We start from the raw sequence: 23,649 nt of genomic DNA, 5'->3' as shown, positions 1-23,649 counted from the left end.
ATAAGAACACAAAAAAGCGCCCTTTAGGAAAAAACCTAAAGGACGCCAAAATGCGTGTTACCACCTTTGTTCGAGAACTGTTCACACAGCGCTCCTTGGAAAGTACGGCCGAAGCGATACTTCTGCATGGATTACGGATGCAACTCCGGTGTAGCCTACTAAAGGTTCGGTACACAGCTCAAAGAGGTATTCCCCGTGACACCGCATGCGCCTCTCATCAACCGGCTGCTTTCTGTTTGCTTTAGTCAAAGGTACTCGTTCTTATCATCGCTTTTGTTCTTATACTCCGAAATGCTCGGGCAGATCTTCGTTATGCAGATATTGTTTTTCATTATAACCCGTATGAAAAGGATGTCAATCAAAACTTAAAAATCAGATTTGATAATGGTATCTAAACTTTTCATCAGTACGGCTTTATCTCTGGCTGACAAGTTCTGAAGAGCGGCATTATTCATTTCGGCTGTCGCTGCCTCTACTTTGTCCTGTAATTCCATGGATTTTTGCGTAGCTACCACTAACACATTGCGCCTGTTTTCGGGATCTACCGAACGTTCAATGAATCCGGCTTTTTGCATTTTATCTAAAATCCCCGAAATTGTCGGAGCTTCCAAATACATGAACTCCCCAATTTGTTTAGGGGATAATTGGCCTTCACTCCATAGACAATTCAACACACCGTATTGAGCTGGCGTTAATTCGTACTCCTCCAAAAGCTTGCTGAAATATTTGAACACCTTATTCTGGCTGACACTTAATAAAAAATTCATACATTCTTTTAACTCCATGATATCTCCTCCAAGTTGACATTGATTATAATACCATGTTAGGTTTTGTGTGAAAATAGTTTTGTTACAGAACTATTTCGGGGAGAAATAATGAAGGAGGCATAATTGACATGGAACTATTTAAAGCGATTGTCATTAAAGAACAAGAGGATGAAGTCACGTACGGTGTGGAAAAAGTGGGCAAGGACCAACTGTCAGACGGGGACGTCTTAATTAAAGTGGGCTATTCCTCGATCAATTACAAAGACATGCTGGCTGTTCAGAAAAAAGGCGGGGTGATTCGAGATTATCCGATGATTCCTGGAATTGATTTGAGCGGAACCATCTTACATACAACAGACTCCCGCTTTCAAGAAGGGCAAGAAGTTGTCGTGACAGGTTTTGCGATGGGAATGAGCCACACAGGCGGATTTGCGGAATATGCCCGAGTGCCTGCGGATTGGGTTGTTCCTTTGCCTGCTAACTTGAGCCTCAAGGACGCCATGGTGTTCGGAACAGCCGGATTCACTGCTGCGCTATCCATCATGGCATTAGAGGACAATGGAATGGACCCGAAAAACGACCCGGAAATATTAGTGACAGGTTCAACGGGCGGAGTGGGCAGCGTCGCGCTGCAGATTTTAGCGAAAAGCGGCTACAAAAACATCACGGCTTTAGTGCGGAAAGAACATCAATCGGAAGTGGCGAAATCCTTGGGAGCAAGCACCGTTATTTTCCTGGATGACTTAGGCGAACTGAAGAAACCGTTAAACAAGCAAAAGTTTGACTATGTAGTCGATACCGTCGGAGGGGACGTAGCCTCTGTCTTGATCCCCCAGATTTCTTACGGCGGCAGCATGAGCATGTGCGGAAATGCGGCCGGTGTTCAACTGACAGCAACTGTATTGCCGTTTATCTTGCGAGGGGTCAACCTTCTCGGCATCGACTCTGTAAATGTGCCGATTAATAAACGCGAAGCCATTTGGGCGAAGATGGCGAATGAATGGAACATTTCCCAAACAACATTGGTGGATGAAATCTCACTCGAAGAAGTACCGGAAACGATTGAGTCCATTAAAAATGGTGAACATTTAGGGAGAACGATTGTTAAGTGTTAAGGTGTGATTTGTAGATACTAGACTGAACAGTAAATAGCAGGAGTATTTGCTGTATTGTAAAGTTCGTGTAAGTCGGTTGAATAAAGCGAACGTTCGTAAAGTGTTTTTACACATTTACGAACGTTCTTTTTGCTGTTTTTCAGCTCTTTTTAAAGCGTTCGTAAAAGTGTACTTTTACGAACGCTTTTCTTTTGGTTGGGTTTTTCTATAAAATTAAGAAACTCGGTATTATTGTCTGAATAATAAGAGGAAAAAAAGGACAATACTGAGAATTTAACCAGGAGGATGATGAACATGAAAAAAATTATTGTATTGTTTACTATGGCAATCATTTTAAGTGGCTGTACAAATGGAGACAGATATAACTTTTCAGGAAACAGTGATAACTGGGAAGTGGTTTATACGGTTGAAGTTACAGACGAGATTGAGCAACAAACTTCTGGAATCATAAAATATATAGGAGAAAACAAAGATCCCGAGGCAATCGATTATAAAATCGAATATAAAAATGAAAACAGCAATAGTACAGCAGGGAATAGCGGAGAAGCATCACCCATAAAAAGAGGAACTGCGGAATTCGAAAGTACAGTTTGCGGAAATTGTGCAATCATCCAGAAGGATGAAGAAATTGAAGCAGAGATAACGTGGAATGGGCAAACAGAAACCTTCTTATTAAAAACTAATAACTGACATCGCTTATATAAGTGTTTTTATCTTTGAAGAGTTAAAATAGTGTAGCCAAAAAGCTGATGAAAGCGAGACAATCATTATTAGTTTACATATCACCAGTTATCAGAAGAGAAGAAGCTCATGCTTAAGCTTCTTCTTTTTTTGTCTGGATAAGTGTACTTTTACGAACGCTTCCTGAAATATTTTTTCTTTCCATGTTAAGTTGTTAAATATTCAGAATCGATAACCCATAGTATATTGATAGATATAGGAGGCAAAAAGCAAAATGGCGAAATCTTATAAATCAGGACAAATTGCAGATACCAACCTTAAATTGCAAGAAATAAATTACGCAAAAAAATCCTACTAAAAAAGATATAGTTGATGTAAAACAAGGAGATAGAATTCCCCCTACAACCAAACCGAATTATTCTTATAATAAGAAATGAATTAAAACCATTTATAGTATTTGAAATTTACAAATTCTAAGGGCAGACATTGTTATTTTCATAAAAGATATTTCGCTTTTTGAATTTTTTTCTCCTTTCACATGGATAAACGTCTAATACCTTCTCAGATGGGTGTATCTTACAGACTATTGAAAAGAAACTTTCATCCGAGGTTTGACCTTGTCGCATATCGAAGGGCAATGGAGGATGCCTGTATGCAATCGCCACAACATCGCCATCTCGACAGGAACCGCCTGTAAAATCAGTTCGGAGGAAGCAATCTCCACCACGGGCGCCATCGGGATAGAAAGCGATGGCGCTAGTAAATTCATCCGTATTTCTTTTACTGAAAACGCCACAGAAAATGTAGTGGAAGCGTCGTTGAAAGAGTTCTCAATGAAAAAATGACTATGGTCGGTACTTGAAGAATCTCCAGAGGTGTGACAAGATAGATGAAGAAAGAAAACTAATAATTTCATAAATAAACATGTGGGGGAACCGGTGTTGCCGGTTGAGAGAGTATCCGTGAGATATTGACCCTTGGAACCTGAACTGGTTAAGACCAGCGGAGGGAACATATTCAAATCGGTATGATTTGTGAAGATATGCGCCCAAGGTTTCGATAGCCTTGGGCGCTTTTTGTATCCGTAATTTGATATGTCCCTTGTTTCAGCTCCTAAAAGCGTCATTTTATGAGTTAATCAAAGGAGGAAGACAATATGAAAAAATGGGCGGCTTTAACGGCTTCTGTGTTATTGATGGCAGCTTGCACGAGCGAAACAGGCAACGGTTCTGACGATGACGGAGCTCAAGAACAAGAGGAATTGAAAGCTGTGACGATGGTGTTGGATTGGACACCGAACACCAATCACACAGGTTTGTATGTGGCGCAGGCAGAGGGATATTTTGAAGAACAAGGCTTAGATGTTGAAATTGTTATGCCTGGGGAAGCCGGGGCAAATCAGCTGGTCGCATCAAATCAAGCGGAATTTGGTATCGGTGCCCAGGAAAGTCTGACCGAAGCGAGAGTACAAGGAATTCCGATTGTGTCCATCGCTGCGATTATTCAGCATAATACATCCGGTTTCGCTTCACCGGAAGAAAAAGGCATCACGTCTCCAAAAGATTATGAAGGGAAAACCTACGGCGGTTGGGGAGCACCTGTCGAAAAAGCGGTTCTTACTTCCATTATGGAACAGGAAAATGCCGATGTGGAACAAGTAGAGATTTTGAATATCGGCAATACCGATTTCTTCACAGCCGTGGAACGTGATGTCGATTTTGCTTGGATATACTATGGTTGGACCGGTATAGAAGCCGAATTGCGGAGAGAACAATTGAATATGCAATATTTGACGGACTACTCGGAACAGCTTGATTATTATACGCCGGTTCTTATATCCAATGAAGACATGATTGAAAACAATCCAGAGACCGTGGCAGCTTTTACGGAAGCAGTGGCACAAGGCTACCAATTTGCCATTGAGCAACCGGAAGAAGCGGCGGATATCTTGATTGACGCGGTTCCGGATTTGAATCCCGAACTTGTGAAAGCCAGCCAGCAATGGCTGGCGCCGAAATACCAGGAGGATGCTTCCCGCTGGGGCGAGCAAAAACAAGGGATTTGGGCGGGCTATGCAACGTGGATGTACGAAAACGGCTTGCTGGAAGATGAGCTTGAAGTCGATCAGGCATACACAAACGAATTTTTGCCAGAGGAGGAGAATAGCTGATGGGAAACGCATTGCTCAGTATTCAGATTATACCTAAAACGAAGGATGGGGAAGATGTCATTCCGTACGTTGACAAAGCCATCGCCATAATTGAACAATCCGGAGTGAAATATCAAGTCAACCCTTTGGAGACGACCATGGAAGGGGACTTATCCGAGCTTTTTTCAATCGTTGAGAAAATGAACGAAGCGATGATCGGCAAGGGAAGCCGCAATGTCATCTCCCAAATCAAAGTGCTGTACCAGCCAAGCGGAGCTTCAATGGATGCATTGACGGAGAAATACCGGTCATGAACTTACTGCGGAAAGGATGGAGACCGGTTTCGGTCCTCATCCTTTTATTGATCGTATGGGAATTGGCGAGCCATGTGTTTGCTATTCCGGAATGGCTGTTGCCGGCCCCTGCACAAATTGGAATCGAGGGCTGGCAAAGCTGGCCGAATTACCGCAACCATCTCCTGGCCACCGTCCGTTTGTCGATCACCGGATTCCTGATCGGTTCGGGCATCGGGTTGGGTGTGGCCATTTGCCTGCATATTGTTCCCAAACTGAGAGAGACGTTCTATCCGCTGCTGATTTTATCGCAAAATGTCCCCGTTATTGTATTGGCTCCGTTGCTGGTGATCTGGTTTGGTTTTGGCATGATCCCGAAATTGGTCATCATCGTGCTGGTCTGTTTTTTTCCAATCACCATTGCTGCGTTGGATGGCTTCAGGCAGACGGGCGCAGACATGATGCATTATATGAAAATGGCAGGAGCCACGAAGCGGCAGATTTTCTGGAAGCTGGAATGGCCGCACGCCATGCCCTCGGTCTTTTCCGGTCTGAAAATTGCGGCCACTTACAGCGTCATGGGCGCTGTCATCTCCGAATGGCTTGGAGCGCAAGAAGGCATCGGGGTCTATATGACTCTCGCTTCTTCATCATTTAGGACTGCTCAAGTATTCGTTGCCATCTTTTTGATCATGGGACTGAGCTTGGTCTTTTTTGCAGGCATCATCTTTTTAGAGAAGCGGGTCATCCGATGGAAATCAAGCGGAGGAGGAAATGGCAATGGCTAAACTTTCGGTAGACAACTTAACAAAACGCTTGGATGGAAATGAAGTGCTGGAAAATTTGTCTTTCCATATTGAAGAAGATGAATTTGTGGCGGTTCTCGGCCCTTCCGGCAGCGGAAAAAGCACCTTGTTTCATTTAATCGGAGGACTTTATACGCCTGACGAAGGCGATATCCTGCTGGATGGGAAGAAGATTAACGGTCAAAAAGGCTCGATCAGTTATATGCCGCAAAGTCCATCTTTGTTCCCATGGCGGACCATTTTGGAAAATGTCTTGCTTGGAGCAGAACTGGCAGGAAAAAAAGATCCGCAAGCAGCTCTAAAGATGATGGACAAAGCCGGACTCAAAGGCTATGAAAAAACTTACCCGCATCAATTATCCGGTGGGATGAAACAACGAGCCGCTTTTATTCGCAGTTTATTGAGCCCGCAGTCGCTCATCTGCCTGGATGAACCGTTTTCTGCACTTGATGAATTCACACGGTCGGAAATGCAAAGATGGCTGCTTTCTATTTGGCAGGACAATAAACGATCGATTCTGTTTGTGACGCATAACATCGAAGAGGCGCTTTTTTTAGCGGACCGCATCCTTGTGTTATCAGAAAAACCGGCAAACATCATAGCCGAATTTAAAGTAGGTTTTCCAAGGCCAAGGGAAGAAGCCATCACATTGACCGAGGAATTCCTGCAATACAAGAAAGATATTTATAACATCTTAAAGGTAAGGACGACTAAATGACAAAGCAGCAAAGGGGATTAACAATGTTCAAACACGAAGAAATCCAGCTGATCAGAAACCAGTCACGACAAATCGAAGAAGCGAGGACCGTTTCACCGGAGCTACTGGATTTTATGTATGAAGAAAAATTGTTCAAATTGTTTGTTCCGGAGAAATTAGGCGGGCGTATGCTTTCGCTGCCGGAAGCGTTGCGTGTATTTCAGCAAGCTTCCCGCATAGATGGGAACTTCGGCTGGCTCGTCACCATCGGCTCAGGAGGTGGAATGTTTGTACCGGTTATTCAAAAGCATTGGGCACAACAGCTGTTCAGCCCAAAAGAAGCCGTACTTGCAGGTAGCGGGTATCCGAGTGGTACCGCTAAGAAAGTATATGGGGGATATCAAGTCACCGGTGAATGGAAATATTGTAGCGGTGCTCCTTACGCGACTTTTTTTACCGGCAATGCAATAGTGGAGGATGTTCAAAATGTGCGCAGTTTTGTCTTCATGCTTGAACAAGTGGAAGTGATCCATGATTGGTATGCTTTTGGACTCAAAGGAACTGGAAGCCATACGATCAAAACTCAGGAGACATTTGTACCGGAAGACAGGACCTTCAGTTTGTTTGAACAGCAGAATGACTTTGGCGGTCCTGTACACTCCTTTCCTTTCATGCCTTTTTCGGTAGCTTCTTTTGCTGCGGTATGTCTGGGGATCAGCGATCATTTTTTCGAAGAAGCGAAATCGTTGGCGGAAGATAATAGAAATAATTGGTCCGCTGGAGAATCGGACCGTTATCATTTTGTTCTAGTACAAGTAGAGGAACAGGAACAAAAAGTGGCTGAAGCTCTTGAGGACTTTCACCAAAAAGGAGACAGCGTATGGAGCGACCATGTCGCCGGTAAGGAAATTGCTGAAGCCGATTTGCAGGAATACATGGAAACAAGCAAGCGAGCGGCCAGTATGGTTATCCAAGCGGCTGATTCACTGATCCGGCTTTTCGGCATGGAGGCGGTCATGGAAACCTCGACCATCAATCGCGTTTGGCGGGATCTCCACACGGCAGGCCAACATGCATTCCTAAAGCCGAGTTGAGCACGTCGAATACGGATAACGGCTTGCGATTTTAAAGACATCCCGGTAACTTGAACTGAGTCCCAATAAATTGGACAACGTTTGGATATTAGCATGTTAATAAGTGTATAAGGCTAAGTTTACATATCGCAATATTATCGGGAGAGAAGAAGCTTAAACATGAGCTTCTTTTTTTAATGGATAAATGCAATTTTACGAACACTTATTCAATAGAGAATGGTTCTATTCTGTAACACTTTTACTAAAGGAGAGCATGTTGACAAATATTCTGTAGTAACTTAATCTATATTATAATATTCAAATGAATGTTAGAGTATTATTCAAGAAGTGAATGAGAAGTAAAACTATGTGATTTGGTTATAAAAGCTTCTATCCATTCCATAGTTAGAAAGTGAAGGCCTTATCATTTCGTATGAGTACCAAGCTTCTCTTTCCATGAGAAACAGCCGATAGGAGAGATGAAATGAAAGTTTCAGAAAAACCATCAGAGACAAGCTGTTGTACAGACACTTCTTGTACAAGCTCAAAACAAACGGTGAAAGTTCTGGAGAAAACCACTCCATGTTGTGAAACTGATAAGGACAGATCCAGTGAGCCAACACCTAATCCTGAAGGACAAAAGCCGACTGAACCATCAATCGAGACATTCACGTATCAGGTTCAGGGAATGGATTGTCCCTCTTGTGCGGCAACCATTGAGAAGAGCCTCCATACTGTAAATGGGATTGAAACGGTGAAGGTGAATTACAGTGCCGGAAAAATGACGGTTGGGGTAAGCGATTCTGCAGTGGCCGATCAAATTCCGATGCAAGTGAAAAAATTAGGTTTTGAGACGAATGCAGTGGAAACGAAAAAAAATGGGCAGGTCTATCGAGTAGACGGGATGGACTGCGGAGCTTGTGCGGCAACCATTGAAAAGCATCTTTCAAAAAACCCGGCGGTCCAAAATGTGAAGGTGAATTTCTCTACGGGAAAAATGCAGATTCTCCATACTGCACAAGACGAAGAAATCATTCAAGAAGTAGAAAGAGCCGGTTTCCAAGCTTCTCTGGTGACAAAGGAACGAAAAACCGAAGAAAAGAACAAAAACAGAATAAGCACCGCAACGCTATCAGGCTTGCTTCTAGCTGTTGGATTCTTCGGGTCTTTTGTGGGCCTTTCTGAAACTCTAGTGACCATTTTATATGCTTTGGCCATTATCATTGGGGGTTACAAGCCCGCTAGAAGCGCTTATTATGCTGTGAAAAGCAAATCTCTGGACATGAATGTCTTGATGGTTTCCGCAGCTATCGGAGCTGCCTTGATTGGTGAATGGTTCGAAGGCGCAACGGTTGTTTGGTTATTTGCCTTAGGGAATGCGCTGCAAAATCGTTCGATTGAACGGACAAGAGAATCCATCCGGAGTTTAATCAATCTCGCTCCTTCGGAAGCAATCGTAAAAGTGGGAAGTCAGTTGATCTCCAAACCGGTCGAAGAAGTGGCGATTGGTGATACCATCGTGGTCAAGCCAGGCGAAAAGATTCCCCTGGACGGAGAAGTCTTTTCAGGCGCTTCCAGTGTCAATCAAGCGCCGATCACTGGGGAATCGATGCCGGTCGATAAAGAAAGTGGCGATTCTGTATATGCCGGAACGATCAATGAAAGTGGGTCTTTGGAAGTCCGGGTAACCAAACTGGTCGAAGAAACGACCATTGCCAAAATCATTCACCTGGTGGAGGAAGCGCAAGAACAAAAAGCGCCGACGCAAGCTTTTGTGGATCGTTTTGCACGCGTATATACACCGATTGTTTTTGCGCTCGCTTTGCTGGTGATGGTGCTGCCGCCTCTAACCGGTTTCGGTACGTGGGAAGAGTGGCTTTACAAAGGACTGGCTTTGCTGGTGGTAGCTTGTCCTTGTGCACTGGTCATTTCGACGCCGGTGGCCATTGTATCCGCTATCGGCAATGCAGCCAAAAATGGCGTTTTGATCAAGGGAGGAACGTTCCTGGAGAAAGCTGGGGCGATAAACGCCATTGCCTTTGATAAGACCGGTACGTTAACAGAAGGTAAACCAAAAGTTTCAGAAATAGTCGCGGTAAACGGAAGCGAGGCTGAATTGATCCGTATTGCACGGACCATTGAAGAACATTCGGTTCATCCAATTGCCAAAGCAATTATTTCGTACGCGGATGAACAACAGATTCCAGTGAAACACGGCAATTCGTTCAAAGCAATCCCTGGCAAAGGGGCACAAGGAGTCATCGAAGGAATCGAATATTTTGCTGGCAATCCAAAGCTTTTCCAGGAAATGAATGTTTCGTTGTCGTCTGTAGCAGATAGCATTCAGACTTTGCAAAACGAGGGACACACGTTAATTGTGGTCGGAACCCGTACGGAAATTTTAGGGATAATTGGAGTCGCGGATACGATTCGAAGCATCACGGTTACAGCCATTCAAAAGCTTAAAGAGGTTGGCATGGAAGAAATGGTCATGCTGACAGGGGACAACAAAGGAACCGCGAAGAAAATTGCGGCCCAAACGGGTGTGGATCGGTATTTTGCTGAATTGCTGCCTGAGGATAAAGTGACGGCAGTTAAAAAACTGCAGCAAGAGGGAAGAAAAGTAGCGATGGTTGGGGACGGGATCAATGACGCTCCGGCGCTGGCGACGGCAGACCTCGGAATCGCCATGGGCGGTGCCGGAACCGATACGGCAATGGAAACGGCCGATATTGTTTTAATGGCCGATAACTTGGAGAAACTTCCTCACACCATTAAATTAAGCAGAAAAGCCTTAACCATCATCAAGCAGAACGTCTGGTTTTCTCTCTTGACGAAAGTGGCGGCTTTGCTGTTAATTTTCCCAGGGCTTTTAACTTTATGGATGGCTGTTTTGGCCGATACGGGAGCTGCCTTGTTGGTTATCCTCAATAGCATGAGATTGCTTAGACAAAAGTAGCTGCAGACCCTCTTTTACTGAAGCATCGTGTTTAACTATTCATTAAAAGAAATCAGGATTGGCAGAAAAGAAGTACAGTTTGGCGGGCTCTTGGAAGGCTTCCTGTAAAAATAAACAATAAAAAAGCCTTTTCTTAAATCGAAAAGGCTTTTTTATTGTTTGTAGAAGCTTCCAAAAATAAGAAGTCTTTTTTTACCGAACCTCAAGGTTAGGTTCTGCTGCTAATTGCACCAATTTACGGATGTGATTATCTGGCAAGGAGTAAAACACCAGTTTCCCTCGTTTTTCATACTTTGCAAGTCCCATATTCCGTAAATACCGCAGGTGATGAGAAGCAGTGGCTGTCGTGGTGTTTAAGATGTTCGCAACATCACATACACACAGTTCTTCTTCTAACGTTAAAGCATAAGCGACCTTTAGGCGCGTGGCATCGGACAGGGCTTTGAAAATCAATTCTACTCCATCCATATTTTCAAGTTTAGGCTGTATTCTCTCGACGACTTCTTCGTCATAACAAAATGTTTGGCACGTATCCATCTTCTTGGGGGATTCAGCTTCAATCATATTTTCACCTCTTTCCCGAATTTACTGATTATGCTCAGTGTAGGGAGAATTCAAAAGCTTGTCAATTCTAATATTCAAATGAATATCTAACTGTTAAAAATGCTGAAAAAATAAAGGGGGCATGAATTTACTTTTACACTAAACTCAATGCAAAAAAGAGCGATCGTATGAATAATAAAAATAACAAATCAGGAATGAAATGGGTGGTTCTTGTACAATTTTAGTCGTTGTGATCTTGGCAAAGAAGAAGCTCCGGTAACGGTCGTCGAATTCGGGGACTTCAAATGCCCGTCTTGTAAGGCGTGGGGAGAAACGGTTTATCCGCAATTAGTTGAAGATTACGTCGATACAGGTGAGGTGAAGTTTTCCTATATTAACGTCCTCTTCCATGGCGATGAATCCACGTTGGCTTCTTTAGCGGCAGAGTCCGTTTATCAGCAAAGTCCGAAAGCATATTGGGATTTTTATAAAGCCTTATTTGCCGCACAGCCCGAACAAAAACATGATGCAGCTTGGGTCACTCCGGAAAAAGTGCTGGAAGTGGCAGCTGAATTTCCAAGCATTGATCAGGGGAAACTGGAATCCGATATGGAACAGCGGGGCCATTTCACTTCTTCACTACTTGGAACAAAAAGTACCTGGGTTTGTTGGGATTAAACCTTGTATCAGTGGTGTTCCTTGCAGTGCGGAATACATAAACTGGATGGGCTTCATTACGATGCCCTTTTTAGCACTTATTGCTTTTGCTTTGATATCGATTGCGATGCTGGTATTGGCAGTGAAAAACAAGAGAAATTGACTATGTTTCCAGGTTACATAACCGGATTATCGGCAGTAACGCTAGTGAGCGGTAAAAGTAACATGAGTAATATAAAGAACCCTGTAACTCAGCGCGTTAAAACGTGTTAAGTTACAGGGTTCTTTTGTGAATATAAATCATCTTCTTTTAGCTTAATCGTTCTTCAGCCGTATTATAAATCTTTTCTTTATCTCGCTTCCTAATAGCCACAATCTGAATCACTTCTATGTTGCCTTGGGCTTCTCTGAAAATAATCCGCAGGCCCATTTTCTTGTTTTTCAATTTGTTGCACTGCGCCAAATTTCCATGAAGGGATTGGCCGGCTTCCATGCCCCTTAACTTGATTCGATCCAGAGCTTTATTGACAAAAATCTTTTGGCTTCCATCAAGCTGTTCATAATCTTCTTTTGAATACTGTGTCCATTCAAGCTCGTACAACGGTTATTCCCACCCGTCTTCTTCATCAATGACAGGGGATTCAGTTGCGATTGCACCGCGAACTTCCATATCTGAGAAAGTAGGGACAGTTTCCGTCAGCAGCCGGTTTTCAGCCATCAAATCAGCCAACTGATCGTAAAGTGCTTCTATCTCTCTGTTCAAGGACTCGTATTGTTTTTGTGTGAGCATGACACCTGCAACCTTTTCTCGGTTAAAAACGTAGACACCAGCAGCTTCTTGATCAGCTGGGTGATCCGAAAGCCGGACTTCTCCTTTATCCCAGCGCTCTCCAAAAATCGATTTCTCGCTCAATATCGATTAGGAGAGAAAATTGAGCGGCTCATGAGTAAGCAAAGCATCGATTGCTTTTCATCTTTTTATATAGAAGGCTTAACGGAATCCGATGGAAAGTTAGACATCATTGCAGCTAGCCATGAGCGGGTGGAAGGAATTGATCAGATTGTCGTCAATACGGGTGCGAGACCGAATATCGACATGTTCCGGGAAATTCAATACAGTTTGCATGCATCCGCTGAATGTGTCGACGGGATAGCACAACTTCTCTTTGAAAAAAAGGGGGTCGTGCAGCCGCACGGCGAAAAACAGCTGCGCCATATGGAAAAAGACTTTTATATCATCGGATCTAAAAGCTTTGGACGGTCATCTTCCTTCTTTTTGATGAATGGATTTGAACAAGCGCGGTCGATTGCGGTCTACTTGAATGGCAAAATAGCGGAATCGGAAGAAGTTCACATAAAATTTCCGGATGAATGGCTGAAATAACCGTGAAATTCATACGCAATTCGGAGAGCAATTGCGCCGGGTGCAAAGGTAATAGCTATCAACCTAGCAGAGGAGGAAATACAATATGAAGAATAAGATGGCTTTTCAAGTAACAGGAATATCAAACCAAATGAAATCAGAGGTTAAGGCGGGTAATCATCAACTGACAATCGACGAACTACCAAATATGGGGGGCACCGATCAAGGGCCTGATCCCCTTTTAACTCTTCTGGCTTCGTTGATTGGATGTGAAAACGTGATTGCAAACCTTGTCGCAAAAGAGATGGAATTTGATCTGCAAGGAATCGAGTTTGATGTAAAGGGGGAATTGGATCCTCGTGGTTTTATGGGCCAAGATGATATTCAGCCTTATTTTAATCAAGTCTTCTTTCACGCAAAAGTAAAAACAGATGAAACAGTTGAGCGCATCCAAGAACTAAAAGAAAAGACGGATGCACGCTGTCCTGTTTCCGCCACATTTAAAGCAGCAGGGATACCAATCGATTCTAAGTGGGAAAAAGCATAACGAAAACGAAAAAGAAGCTTTGAGGAAGAAATAATAACAGAATGGCGCAAAACGTTTGGCAGAACCAGCAGCAACAAAAGTGTTTACCGATATAGTTGTGTATAAGCTGAGAGAAAAACGGCTTGGACGACTCAAGTTTATTCACTATCATTAGTGTCTAGCAAAAAGGCTATCAACTGAAAATTAAAAATACAAAATAATTTAAAATAGACAAAAGGGCTAAAGAGATTTCTTTAGCCCTTTTTCTATTTACACAATTATATGGTCTTAAATTTTTTACTGGGCACACGCTTGTTTTTTCTTACTGATTATAGGTGTTATTCGAGTGTTCTTGTCACTTCTCCGGTTTCAGGGGCATTTTTTTCTTCGAATTTACTTGTTTCTTCAAATTCGGCTCTTGTCATCACATCTTCTACATGCATATTTAATTCCACTACATCAAGACCTGTCATGTTAATTAAATGATCTTTTTTGTTGCGCAATCTAGTGTAATAGACAGAACTCGTTTTGTGTGAGGAAACGTCTGCTGATTTCAAAATGCATATATCAGCATCACATACGGAAGCCGGTTGTATTCTGAACAAAATAAGCTGTCATTGTCCAATTGATTATAGAACAATAGCAACTTGAATGATTTTTTTAGTTACAGTTTGCAAAATAGTGAAAAATTGTTATGTGCTCATCAGTAGCCTACTGTACCGTAACTAATTCAACAGGACCATGGTCGTCACAATGCCCGTCGTGGACATGGTGCAGTCGGCCATTCACTAGGTAATCCAAGTGGTCACCATGTGGAACCAGTTCATGGCCGCAATCGTTGTCATGCGGGCAGCCACATTTCATCGGTGCACAAACATCCGGATTTGTCTCAGTAACAGGAATCTTGCATTCATCCCAGTGGCCTTCATGCTCATGGAGAGGGTGCCCATTATGGACATAATCGATGTGATCCCCGTTGTATTTTTTTGTTATTATTACAATTTCCTTTTTCCAATGTTTTTAAACAAGAGGGTTCGTGGGAACTCATTTAAAATGAGTATTTATATGAAAGTGGAAATGAATATAATAAGAAGAGAATAATTACCAAAAGAGTCCTTTTGATTTATTAGAGGGGCTTTTTCTATATGTTAGAAAGGACTTTATTAAGGATCGTAAAAATATAAAAGCAGTATTTCACCAGATGCCACTGTTAATCTCAGTATTTCAGATGTGCTCTGCATTTATGCAATAAAATCTCTGGAAAATTGACGGTTGAGAAAGTTAATGATAAGGTTCAAAACGTAATCATTACTATTTGAAGGAGAGGACTATTTGTCTGATAAATATGAATTTTTATATTCAATTAAGATGTTAGGGTTTGAAATGAACGAGCTTTCAACTTATGTAGAAGAAAGTACTTATTGTTATGAACTTCTCACAAAAAAGCTTAATGATCTTTCGAGATTTGTTGTCAGTGAAGATAATAATAAACAGTGGCAACTGTGGGAAGGAGACACAGAAATCATGAAATATTCAGAGAAGCTTCGAGATGCCTCATCGAATGCGATATGTACAATTGAAAAATATCATTCACTTTGTGCGTTAAATAATAAAACAGACTTATCGGAGTATATGTCCACATTATGTGACTCTGTCAGTGAACAATTGGAAGCTTTTGAATTCAATAAAGAATCAAAGATTATTTTTATTGGGTCAGGTGCATTTCCTATCTCTGCTTTAACGATTGCCAGACAAACCGATGCTGAAATAATGTGTCTCGATATAGATTTGGAAGCTGTTGAGACAGGCAAAAACATGGCAGAGCTTAGTGGGCTTGAAACAAGGGTTTCTTTTACCAATAAAACAGTAAGTGAGTTGTCTTTTATAACAGAGGCTACACATGTCGTGATTGCTTCTCTTGTGAAGAATAAACTTGAGGTTCTGGCAGATTTGAGTCCAGTAATATCTCAAAATACAAAAGTAATTATCAGGTACGGAAATGGTCTGAAATCGTTGTTTAATTATCCTCTCTATCAAGATTTATCCGATGAGTGGAACTATATAAATATTGAGCAAAGTGAGCACTTCTACGACACCGTCATATTGAAAAAACTAGTGCTTAATGCAGATGAAAGGAAAAAAAGAAAATATGCCTGTTAATACAACTTTTAAAAACCCTTTTGGAAACACACTTCTAGTAGGTGCAGGACCAGCCGCAATTAATATTGCTGTTCATGTCTCTATGGGGTGGTGCGATAAACTGGGTCTTGTCAATCGAGCAGGTACTCATACAAATCGATTGAAAGAAAGTTTTAAAAAGAATGGAACGGTGCTTAAGGCAAGAAATCAGTCTCAGCTAAACCAAGATCTAAGCGGTGAGGCAAAGCTTGACTTTTTTTATGGTGATTTTCAAGAAATAGACGATAAATGGGACACACTTATTATTTGCACTCCCAGTGACACATATATCGAAGTAATCAAGAGTCTGTGCATTAGGAAGTTAAAGAGAATAAAAACACTAGTCCTCATATCTCCTGGAATAGGATCGAATTTCCTTATTGAGCGTGTCTTTAAAATGGAACTAAGGGATATTGATATCATCAGTTTTTCGGCATATTATGCAGCTACAAAATATGAAGCAGATGAGCGTGACGATCTTACTGTCCTGACAAAAGCGTTTAAAAAACGGATATATCTTGCTTCATCAAAAGAAAAAAGCACTAAGCTAAAAGTAGTACGTGAATTTATTGAAAGCTTAGGCGTTCAATGCGGTATCGTCTCATCACCTATCGAAGCGGAAAGTAAAAATATAACAACATATGTTCATCCAGCGCTATTCTTAGATTCCTTTGCAATGGAACAGGTATTAAGGAAAGACCTATCTTTAAAATCCATGTACAAAATTTATCCTGAAGGTCCAATCACTCAGCATAAAATTCGTATCATGGTACGGTTATGGAAAGAAATTTCCCATGTGGTGGAACATTTCGGAGCAAAACCCATCAACCTTTTGAAGTTTTTGAATGATGATAATTATCCGGTTCATGAAAAAACCCTTTCACGGGAAGACATTGAGCAGTTCCAGACCTTTAACGAAGAAAAACAAGCCTTTTTGTTGTACATACGATATTCAGCGATACTCATTGATCCCTTTTCTTCTCCAGATGAAAGGGGGAGGTATTTTGAGTTCTCTGCTGTTCCATTTAAACCTGTGTCGGCAGCCAAAAGTGGCAGATGGTTAATTCCAAGAATTCCACTGGAGGATTATCAAAAATTAAAAGTACTTTATGAGCTGGCTCAATTGGTTAACATTCAAATGCCACAGGCCTTACTTTTATTGCAGACATTTGAGAGGGAAGTTAGCAGATTCAGTATAGAAAACAATATAAGTTTTTCCAATTATACTCCGAGAACAAATGGTGAGGCTTTCAATTTAGACGATAGATTAATAGATAGCAGAGAGAACCGATGAAAAATGGTGTCTACTTAGCGATTCTATCTTCTCTCATATTCAGTGTTATGAATGCACTCGTCAAAGCGGTGAGCATGAATATTCCGGCTGCAGAAATTATGTTTTTTAGAAGCATTATTGGAACATTCATTATTTATCTTATTATGAAACATAGTCGTGTCAGATTTTCTAAAAAAGGTGTACCAATGCTATTTGTAAGAGGGCTACTCGGTGCCTTATATTTATTAGCCTATTTTTATACCATTTCAAAAATTCCGCTTGTAGATGCCAGTATTTTGGCTCATTTATCCATTGTTTTTGTCATTATATTATCTTCTGTATTCTTAAAAGAAAAAATTTCAAAAAAAACATTATATATTTTCCCTATAGTAATACTTGGAGCCATTTTATTGATAAAGCCATTTAGTTTTTCATCTTATTCGATCTATGCATTGGTGGGAGTTTTAAGTGCTCTTTTTGCGGCAGGGGCTGCAACTTCAATCCGCTATTTAAGCAAACGGCATCATTCTTATGAAATTGTCTTTTATTTTTTGGCTATGGGGACGATCATATCGATTCCACTTATGTGGAACAACTTTGTGATGCCAACAACGCTAGAATTTTTGTATTTGGCTTGCATAGGGGTGGTTTCTTTGCTTGGTCAGATTTTTCTTACAAAAGCATTCACACATGAAAATATTGTGATAGTGGAAGTTTCAAGATATATAGGGATTGTATTTAATGCATTATGGGGATTTTTGTTCTGGGCAGAGGTGCCGGATGGCTATACCTTAGTGGGCGGCGTTTTAATCATTATGGCCTGTGTTTTACTTTCGAGGAAAACGAAAAAAGTGTCTATAGTGAATACGAAATCTGTGAATGCATAAGTCAGTGCAATAGGTGAATCAGGCGGAAAATATTTATATATATTGACTAATATACTGCAGAAGGTTACGATTTATCTTTCAAATAGTAATAATTACGATTTAAAAAACTTATTAAAGGATGGGTAATTAAAATGAAAAAGAATAAATTCAGTTTGAAAAGTCTACTTGCAATATGTATTGGCTTATTTATTTTAGTGGCAGCTGGTTGCTCAGATGAAACAAGCAACTCGGATACAGAACAAGAAAATGCAGGAAAAGAAGATAAAAAGGTAACTATGATTTTCAGTTTTAAGGCTGCAGACTTAGATCCGCATACGGGATTCACTCCTATACGTGCAGGTATAACAGAAACCTTATTGAAGTTAGATGAAGATTCGAATATAAACGGCTGGCTTGCAGAAGAGTGGGAAACGGCTGACAACGTGACATGGGAGTTCAAAATCCGCGATGGCGTGACATTCCAGGGTGGAACGGAGCTTGATGCGGCTGGAGTTAAGGCGTCGCTTGAAAGAAGTATTGCTGTCAACCCGTCTCTTGAAGGATCATTGAACATCCAATCAATGGAGGCAGACGGGCAAAACCTTACCATTATAACTACAGAGCCGTATCCTGCACTACCGTCAGAATTAGTTAACCCATACACTTCTATTGTTAATACTGCTGCTGAAAAAGAAATGGGTGAAGAGGCTTTTCGTGATGCACCCGTTGGAACAGGACCTTTTAAGGTGAAGAAATTTACTTCCAATCAGGAAGTTCAAGTAGTGAAGAGTGATGACTATTGGGACGGAGAAGCTAATATCAATGAGGCAACCATTAAGTTTAATGAAGATGCAAATGTCCGAGCTCTTGCTTTGCAGTCTAAAGAAGCAGATATTGTGTACAACATTCCGGCAGAAGGCATAGAACCAATTGAGAAAGATCAAGAACTTAATGTTGAATCAGTACCAGGTCTTCGCTCACACTTTGTATTATTCAATCAACAAAGTCCTAATGTTTCAGATGTGAAAGTGAGAGAGGCCTTAAATGTGTTGCTCGATCGAAAGAGTATTGCCAACGATATCTTGCTAGGCCATGCGATTCCGGCAAATGGGCCATTTAACAGTAATCTCCCGTTTGGAATAAATGACGAAGTGAAAGATTTAGATGTTGAACAAGCGAAAGAACTGCTTGGCGAGGCAGGCTATGAAGAAAATGCTGAAGGAATCATGGAGAAAGAGGGAAAACCACTTAAACTGGAAATTATCACATATCAAGCACGTCCAGAACTTCCATTAATTGCTCAATTGTTTCAATCAGATGCAGCAAAAGCAGGCGTTGAAATAGTAATCAAAAATGTTGAAAATGCCGATACACATCTAGTGGAAAATACAGATTGGGACATGGCCACATATAGTAATAATACTTCACCGCGTGGAGATGGAAGTTACTTTTTGAATACGGCGTTTACTGAAACGGGTGCGTTGAATGTTGGGAACATCAATAGCCCGGAATTAAATGAAGTGATTAAAGAATTGAATGCCACAACTGAGCCTGAAAAAAGAACTCAATTAACGAAAGATGCGGCAGCAATTATCAATAAAGAAGTAACTCATAGCTATGCCGTTTATCCGAATAGTATTGTCGGCATGAATGATCGAATTATTGATTGGACACCTACGGCTGAGGAGTACTATATTTTAACGCATAAAATGGATGTGAAATAATTGTTTTCGATTATTAAAAGGCGGCTCTTGCAATTAGTATTTGTCGTCTTTGTTTTATCTTTATTTACATTTGGCTTGATGAAACTTGCTCCCGGTGACCCAGTTATGACAATTTTGAATGCTGATGAAATGATGGTAACAGAGGCTGATCAAACCAAGCTCCGCAGTGAGCTTGGTTTTGATCAACCTATTTATGTTCAGTACGGTCAATGGGTTCTCGGAGTGGTTCAGTTGGATTTAGGTAAATCTTATGTGACCGGTAAACCTGTAATTAATGAGATGGCAGAACGAATGCCGATTACAGCTCAGCTTACAGCAGGTGCACTTTTAGTGATGGTGAGCATATCCGTTCCTCTGGGTATCATTTCTGCTCGGTATCCTGGAAAGTGGCCGGATCAAATTAGCAGAATCCTTGCGCTTATAGGAGCATCAATTCCAAGCTTTTGGCTTGGATTGATGCTAATTTACTTTTTTGCCTTTAAATTGCAACTCCTGCCAACGACAGGTATTGGGTCTTTTTCTCACATGATTTTACCATCATTTTCTTTAGGTTTTTCATTATCGGCTGTTTATGCAAGGCTTCTCAGAGCGGGACTCCTTGAAAGCTTATCAGAAGATTATATTCAAGCAGCCCGAGCAAGAGGAGTGAAAGAAGGGCGAATTCTTTGGTTTCATGCTTTTCGAGCGGCCTTGCTGCCGGTAATCACGGTTTTTGGATTAAGCATAGGAAGCATGCTTGGTGGAGCTGTGGTAATTGAAATCCTATTCTCATGGCCCGGACTTGGAAGCATGGTGATTGATGCCATATTCAGCCGTGATTACCCTGTCATTCAAGGGTATGTCCTATTGACTGGCGTTTTAGTGGTAGTTGTGAATTTACTTGTTGACCTTTCGTACTATTGGATTGACCCGCGCATTAAGCAAAAAGAGGAGGGAACTACTTGAAAACAGCTTATGCTTTGCTGATGAGATCCTCCTTTTCTCGATTTAAAGTGAAAAGGTACAAACCTCTGGCCTTGATAGGTTTCATTGGTCTGGCGGTCATTGTTCTGCTTACAATAATCGGCCCATTTATTGTACCGAATGATCCTTTTACGGCAAATATGGCAGAACGGCTGGCTGCACCTAGTCTATCTTATCCTTTAGGAACAGACCATATGGGAAGATGCATTTTTTCGAGGCTGGTTATTGGTTCTCAAACAACACTTGGAATTACAGCGATAGTGGTTGCAACCGTTATTTTGATTGGTATTCCGCTTGGATTATTGTCAGGATATATTGGAGGACGCTTTGATTCATTTATGATGCGAATGGCTGATGGCTTTATTGCTCTGCCAGAATTTATATTAGCTATTGCAATAGCCGGATTCTTAGGTCCAAGTTTATTTAATTTAATGATAGCTGTAGTTTTGGTCAAGTGGATCAGCTATACGAGAGTTGTCAGAAGCATTGTATTATCAGAGCGTGAAAAAGAATATATTTTAGCGGCAAGAGTCGGAGGAAGTTCAACATGGAGAATCATAACGAAGCATTTACTTCCTCAAGTCATTTCGCCTGTTCTTGTCCTTGCAACGCTGGATATCGGTAAAGTAATTTTAATCATATCATCGCTGTCTTATCTCGGCCTTGGCGCTCAACCTCCTGCTCCGGAATGGGGGGCAATGCTAAACGATGGCAGACCCTATTTCCAGACGATCCCCGAGTTAATGATTTACCCGGGAATGGCCATTTTCCTTGTGGTCTTATCGTGTAATTTAATTGGAGAGGGTTTAAGAGATAAACTTGATGTGAAAAGCATTTAATAAACAAAGGGTGGTGCAGTATGTCGATAGCAGTCGATCATGCAGAACAAAGATCTAGCAATGAGGAAATATCCATCCCCCTTCCGTTGCCTTTGCTGGAAATAAAAAATCTTTCAATTTCATTAAATGGATCTAAAGGGCTACAAAGGGATAAACTAGTTAATGCATTGAATATAGCAATAAAACCAGGTGAAATGCTAGGTCTGGTTGGAGAAAGTGGAAGTGGAAAAAGCCTTACTGCTACTGCCGTATTAGGGTTGCTTCATGAGTCGATGGGCGTGTTAGAAGGTCAAATAATGTTTAATGATAGAGATCTCATGAGTGTTTCTAAAAAGGAAATGAGAACTTTACGTGGAAAAGAGATCGCTTACATTTTTCAAAACTATCAGGGAAGCTTTACACCATTTATAAAAATTGGAAAACAGTTTATTGAGTCACTTCGCAGTCATGGTAAAATCACCAGAAAAGATGCTAAAAAAAAATCTCTGATGTGGCTGGAACGGGTACGCTTGCCAGCTGAGAGGATTTTCAACAGCTATCCTCACGAGCTTAGCGGAGGTCAGCTGCAACGGGCATCTCTAGCCTTAGCTCTCATGTTCAAACCTTCGCTGATTATTGCAGATGAACCGACAACAGCTCTTGATGTGCTGACTGGTGAAAAGATATTAGATCTTCTGGTAGAACTTCAAAAAGAGCTAAATTGTGCAGTTCTCCTAATTTCTCATGATTTAAAACATGTATTGAAGAGAACAGATTCGATGGCCGTGATGTATGGTGGCCAGATTGTTGAAAAAGGCCCTACAAAAAACCTGCAGACAAATCCGACTCATCCATATACAAAATTCCTGCTGCAGGCAAGACCTGTGTTGAGTCTGGAAAAGCCAAGGAAATTAGCTGTAATACCGGGGGAACCAGGACTTGTCGCTAAACAGGGATGTGCATTTGCATTAAGGTGTCCAAAAGCATTTGAAAAGTGCGGAACAGTGCCCGAAATGAGGTGCCAAGGGAATTCCCATGGGACAGCTTGTCATGCTGTCGATATAGAGGGGGATGAAAAAATTGCTTCAAGTTAAACAGGTTTCTAAATCCTATCAGTCAAACTCAGTTTTGACTGATGTCTCTTTTCAAATGAAGCAAGGGGAAAGTCTAGGGTTGATTGGGGAAAGCGGAAGTGGGAAAAGTACAGTTGCTAAATTGATTGTAGGTCTTGAGCAGCTTGATGAAGGTCAAATTATTCTTAATGGTATCGACTTTCAAAGTCTAAAAGGGTCGAAGCTTCGAAAGGCAAGACGCCATGTTCAGATTGTATTTCAAGATCCCATGGCATCATTAAATCCTAAGTTAAGGATATGGAAGTCCATAGTGGAGCCTCTTGAAAATTATCCAGAAGTGGTTCCTGTGTTTTTAAAGGACGTAAGAAATGATGGAAAAAAGATGGCAGGTATTCTTCTTGAAAAAGTAGGTTTACCCATAAGTTTACTAGATAGGTACCCACATCAGCTTAGTGGCGGCCAATTACAGAGAGTCGCCATTGCAAGGGGTATTAGTCTTCAGCCAAAATTATTAGTATGTGATGAACCAACCTCAAGTCTAGACGTTTCTATTCAAGCACAAATATTAAATCTGTTAGGGGATTTAAAAAGGGAATTCGGTATGTCTTACTTGTATATTTCCCATGACATGGCGACTGTCCGATATATGTGTGAACGGATAGCTGTTTTAAAAGAAGGCGTACTGGTTGATTCATTTTTATCAGATGATTTGTTTTCAGAAACACGTCATTGCTATACAAAATTGCTTGTTGATGCGGCGTTAGAGAATTAAGAATATAAGGCTTTTGAATTGTACTCAGTTAATATTTTACTTTATGACTCTAAACGAGTATTTTTGCAGTTAAAAATTCCTAATGAATGTGAATAGACGGGTGCCTCTTGCAGCAACAAATTGAAATATCAGAAGAGAGGCTTTTCAGCAATTCGGCAAAGAGGATATTCTAAACCATTTTCTCTATACTGACGGAAAGAAATTCGCCGAGCAGTTGGTGGGAGCTGTAGAACATCGCTGAAAACTGATAGACCATTATCCTTATGAACTGAGCGGGGGACAAAAACAGCGGATATCCATTGCGCGAGCAATCAGTGTAAAACCTGCTTTGATCGTTTAGGATAAACCGACTT

At 41.3% G+C, this 23,649-nt stretch carries 25 protein-coding genes, 2 pseudogenes, 1 riboswitch and 1 other annotated feature; of the genes and pseudogenes, 22 read left to right on the top strand and 5 right to left on the bottom strand.

Translation table 11 applies throughout. The annotated features are described in order from the left end of the window. Positions 1–35: 35 nt before the first annotated feature. Positions 36–277, bottom strand: a binding site (T-box leader). Between the two features lie 88 nt (positions 278–365). Further along, a complete protein-coding gene (locus J7E21_RS10735; protein WP_215107463.1) occupies positions 366–785 on the bottom strand; it encodes a MarR family winged helix-turn-helix transcriptional regulator in 420 nt (139 codons plus the stop codon). Positions 786–895: 110 nt separating this feature from the next. Here J7E21_RS10735 and J7E21_RS10730 point away from each other — a divergent pair, with 110 nt between their 5' ends. From J7E21_RS10730 to J7E21_RS10690, 9 genes are all read left to right on the top strand, one after another. After that, a complete protein-coding gene (locus J7E21_RS10730) occupies positions 896–1,882 on the top strand; it encodes a YhdH/YhfP family quinone oxidoreductase (protein WP_215107461.1) in 987 nt (328 codons plus the stop codon). A gap of 294 nt (positions 1,883–2,176) precedes the next feature. Continuing rightward, positions 2,177–2,572, top strand: a complete 396-nt coding sequence (locus J7E21_RS10725) for a membrane lipoprotein lipid attachment site-containing protein (RefSeq protein ID WP_215107459.1) — start codon at positions 2,177–2,179, stop codon at positions 2,570–2,572. A 635-nt stretch (positions 2,573–3,207) separates the two neighbouring features. Further along, a complete protein-coding gene (locus J7E21_RS10720; protein WP_215107458.1) occupies positions 3,208–3,408 on the top strand; it encodes a hypothetical protein in 201 nt (66 codons plus the stop codon). A gap of 73 nt (positions 3,409–3,481) precedes the next feature. Beyond that, a riboswitch (TPP riboswitch) is annotated at positions 3,482–3,591 on the top strand. A 128-nt stretch (positions 3,592–3,719) separates the two neighbouring features. Beyond that, positions 3,720–4,733, top strand: a complete 1,014-nt coding sequence (locus tag J7E21_RS10715; RefSeq protein ID WP_215107456.1) for an ABC transporter substrate-binding protein — start codon at positions 3,720–3,722, stop codon at positions 4,731–4,733. Beyond that, positions 4,733–5,026, top strand: coding sequence for a thiamine-binding protein (locus J7E21_RS10710; RefSeq protein WP_215107454.1), 294 nt, complete (start codon positions 4,733–4,735; stop codon positions 5,024–5,026). Before J7E21_RS10715 ends, J7E21_RS10710 begins: the two co-directional genes overlap by 1 nt. Continuing rightward, on the top strand, positions 5,023–5,793 hold the full coding sequence (locus tag J7E21_RS10705) for an ABC transporter permease (protein ID WP_215107451.1): 771 nt from the start codon (positions 5,023–5,025) through the stop codon (positions 5,791–5,793). Before J7E21_RS10710 ends, J7E21_RS10705 begins: the two co-directional genes overlap by 4 nt. Beyond that, positions 5,786–6,529, top strand: a complete 744-nt coding sequence (locus J7E21_RS10700; RefSeq protein WP_215107449.1) for an ABC transporter ATP-binding protein — start codon at positions 5,786–5,788, stop codon at positions 6,527–6,529. The genes J7E21_RS10705 and J7E21_RS10700 overlap by 8 nt, the downstream gene beginning before the upstream one ends. Before the next feature lie 23 nt (positions 6,530–6,552). Then, the gene (locus J7E21_RS10695; RefSeq protein WP_215107446.1) at positions 6,553–7,602 is read left to right on the top strand and encodes an acyl-CoA dehydrogenase family protein; all 1,050 of its coding nucleotides are present in this window, start codon (positions 6,553–6,555) and stop codon (positions 7,600–7,602) included. A 463-nt stretch (positions 7,603–8,065) separates the two neighbouring features. Next, positions 8,066–10,540, top strand: coding sequence for a heavy metal translocating P-type ATPase (locus tag J7E21_RS10690; RefSeq protein ID WP_215107444.1), 2,475 nt, complete (start codon positions 8,066–8,068; stop codon positions 10,538–10,540). A 192-nt stretch (positions 10,541–10,732) separates the two neighbouring features. Here the strand turns inward: J7E21_RS10690 and J7E21_RS10685 are convergent, their stop codons facing one another. After that, a complete protein-coding gene (locus J7E21_RS10685) occupies positions 10,733–11,104 on the bottom strand; it encodes an ArsR/SmtB family transcription factor (RefSeq protein ID WP_215107442.1) in 372 nt (123 codons plus the stop codon). A gap of 234 nt (positions 11,105–11,338) precedes the next feature. Between J7E21_RS10685 and J7E21_RS10680 the strand changes: the two are divergent. Beyond that, positions 11,339–11,704 (top strand): annotated as a pseudogene (locus J7E21_RS10680) (thioredoxin domain-containing protein); the annotation flags it as partial. Positions 11,705–11,708: 4 nt separating this feature from the next. Continuing rightward, positions 11,709–11,903: pseudogene (locus J7E21_RS10675) on the top strand (disulfide oxidoreductase); the annotation flags it as partial. A gap of 147 nt (positions 11,904–12,050) precedes the next feature. On the opposite strand, the gene J7E21_RS10670 reads toward J7E21_RS10675, so the two are convergent. After that, entirely contained in the window at positions 12,051–12,341 is a 291-nt protein-coding gene (locus J7E21_RS10670; protein ID WP_215107433.1) for a type II toxin-antitoxin system RelE family toxin, read from the bottom strand. Positions 12,342–12,344: 3 nt separating this feature from the next. Then, positions 12,345–12,530, bottom strand: a complete 186-nt coding sequence (locus J7E21_RS10665; RefSeq protein WP_215107431.1) for an exodeoxyribonuclease V subunit gamma — start codon at positions 12,528–12,530, stop codon at positions 12,345–12,347. Positions 12,531–12,683: 153 nt separating this feature from the next. Here J7E21_RS10665 and J7E21_RS10660 point away from each other — a divergent pair, with 153 nt between their 5' ends. Both J7E21_RS10660 and J7E21_RS10655 read left to right on the top strand, forming a co-directional pair. Then, entirely contained in the window at positions 12,684–13,124 is a 441-nt protein-coding gene (locus J7E21_RS10660) for a hypothetical protein (RefSeq protein WP_215107429.1), read from the top strand. An 85-nt stretch (positions 13,125–13,209) separates the two neighbouring features. After that, positions 13,210–13,650, top strand: a complete 441-nt coding sequence (locus J7E21_RS10655; protein ID WP_215107427.1) for an OsmC family protein — start codon at positions 13,210–13,212, stop codon at positions 13,648–13,650. A gap of 317 nt (positions 13,651–13,967) precedes the next feature. Here the strand turns inward: J7E21_RS10655 and J7E21_RS10650 are convergent, their stop codons facing one another. Next, positions 13,968–14,234, bottom strand: a complete 267-nt coding sequence (locus J7E21_RS10650; protein ID WP_215107425.1) for an Asp23/Gls24 family envelope stress response protein — start codon at positions 14,232–14,234, stop codon at positions 13,968–13,970. A 727-nt stretch (positions 14,235–14,961) separates the two neighbouring features. Here J7E21_RS10650 and J7E21_RS10645 point away from each other — a divergent pair. From J7E21_RS10645 to J7E21_RS10605, 9 genes are all read left to right on the top strand, one after another. After that, complete coding sequence (locus tag J7E21_RS10645; protein ID WP_215107423.1) at positions 14,962–15,789, top strand: nicotianamine synthase family protein; 828 nt, start codon at positions 14,962–14,964, stop codon at positions 15,787–15,789. Next, complete coding sequence (locus tag J7E21_RS10640; protein ID WP_215107421.1) at positions 15,758–17,101, top strand: opine metallophore biosynthesis dehydrogenase; 1,344 nt, start codon at positions 15,758–15,760, stop codon at positions 17,099–17,101. The genes J7E21_RS10645 and J7E21_RS10640 overlap by 32 nt, the downstream gene beginning before the upstream one ends. Next, positions 17,098–17,967 (top strand): DMT family transporter, encoded by an 870-nt coding sequence (locus tag J7E21_RS10635; RefSeq protein WP_215107419.1) that lies wholly within the window; start codon positions 17,098–17,100, stop codon positions 17,965–17,967. The genes J7E21_RS10640 and J7E21_RS10635 overlap by 4 nt, the downstream gene beginning before the upstream one ends. Before the next feature lie 131 nt (positions 17,968–18,098). After that, the gene (gene nikA / locus J7E21_RS10630) at positions 18,099–19,670 is read left to right on the top strand and encodes a nickel ABC transporter substrate-binding protein (RefSeq protein WP_215107417.1); all 1,572 of its coding nucleotides are present in this window, start codon (positions 18,099–18,101) and stop codon (positions 19,668–19,670) included. Continuing rightward, positions 19,671–20,615, top strand: coding sequence for a nickel ABC transporter permease (nikB, locus tag J7E21_RS10625; RefSeq protein ID WP_285228746.1), 945 nt, complete (start codon positions 19,671–19,673; stop codon positions 20,613–20,615). A gap of 20 nt (positions 20,616–20,635) precedes the next feature. Further along, a complete protein-coding gene (nikC, locus tag J7E21_RS10620; RefSeq protein WP_215107729.1) occupies positions 20,636–21,472 on the top strand; it encodes a nickel transporter permease in 837 nt (278 codons plus the stop codon). Between the two features lie 20 nt (positions 21,473–21,492). Continuing rightward, positions 21,493–22,545: an ABC transporter ATP-binding protein gene (locus J7E21_RS10615; RefSeq protein ID WP_215107415.1), complete on the top strand. Its 1,053-nt coding sequence runs from the start codon at positions 21,493–21,495 to the stop codon at positions 22,543–22,545. Then, complete coding sequence (locus J7E21_RS10610; RefSeq protein WP_215107413.1) at positions 22,523–23,296, top strand: ABC transporter ATP-binding protein; 774 nt, start codon at positions 22,523–22,525, stop codon at positions 23,294–23,296. Before J7E21_RS10615 ends, J7E21_RS10610 begins: the two co-directional genes overlap by 23 nt. A 244-nt stretch (positions 23,297–23,540) precedes the next feature. Continuing rightward, positions 23,541–23,636, top strand: a complete 96-nt coding sequence (locus J7E21_RS10605; protein ID WP_215107727.1) for an ATP-binding cassette domain-containing protein — start codon at positions 23,541–23,543, stop codon at positions 23,634–23,636. The last annotated feature ends 13 nt before the right edge of the window (positions 23,637–23,649 follow it).

The organism is Planococcus sp. ISL-109 (assembly GCF_018613655.1).
Lineage (GTDB): Bacteria > Bacillota > Bacilli > Bacillales_A > Planococcaceae > Planococcus.
Note: the sequence above shows the minus strand (reverse complement) of the source record. Positions and strands in the feature narration are given on the sequence as shown.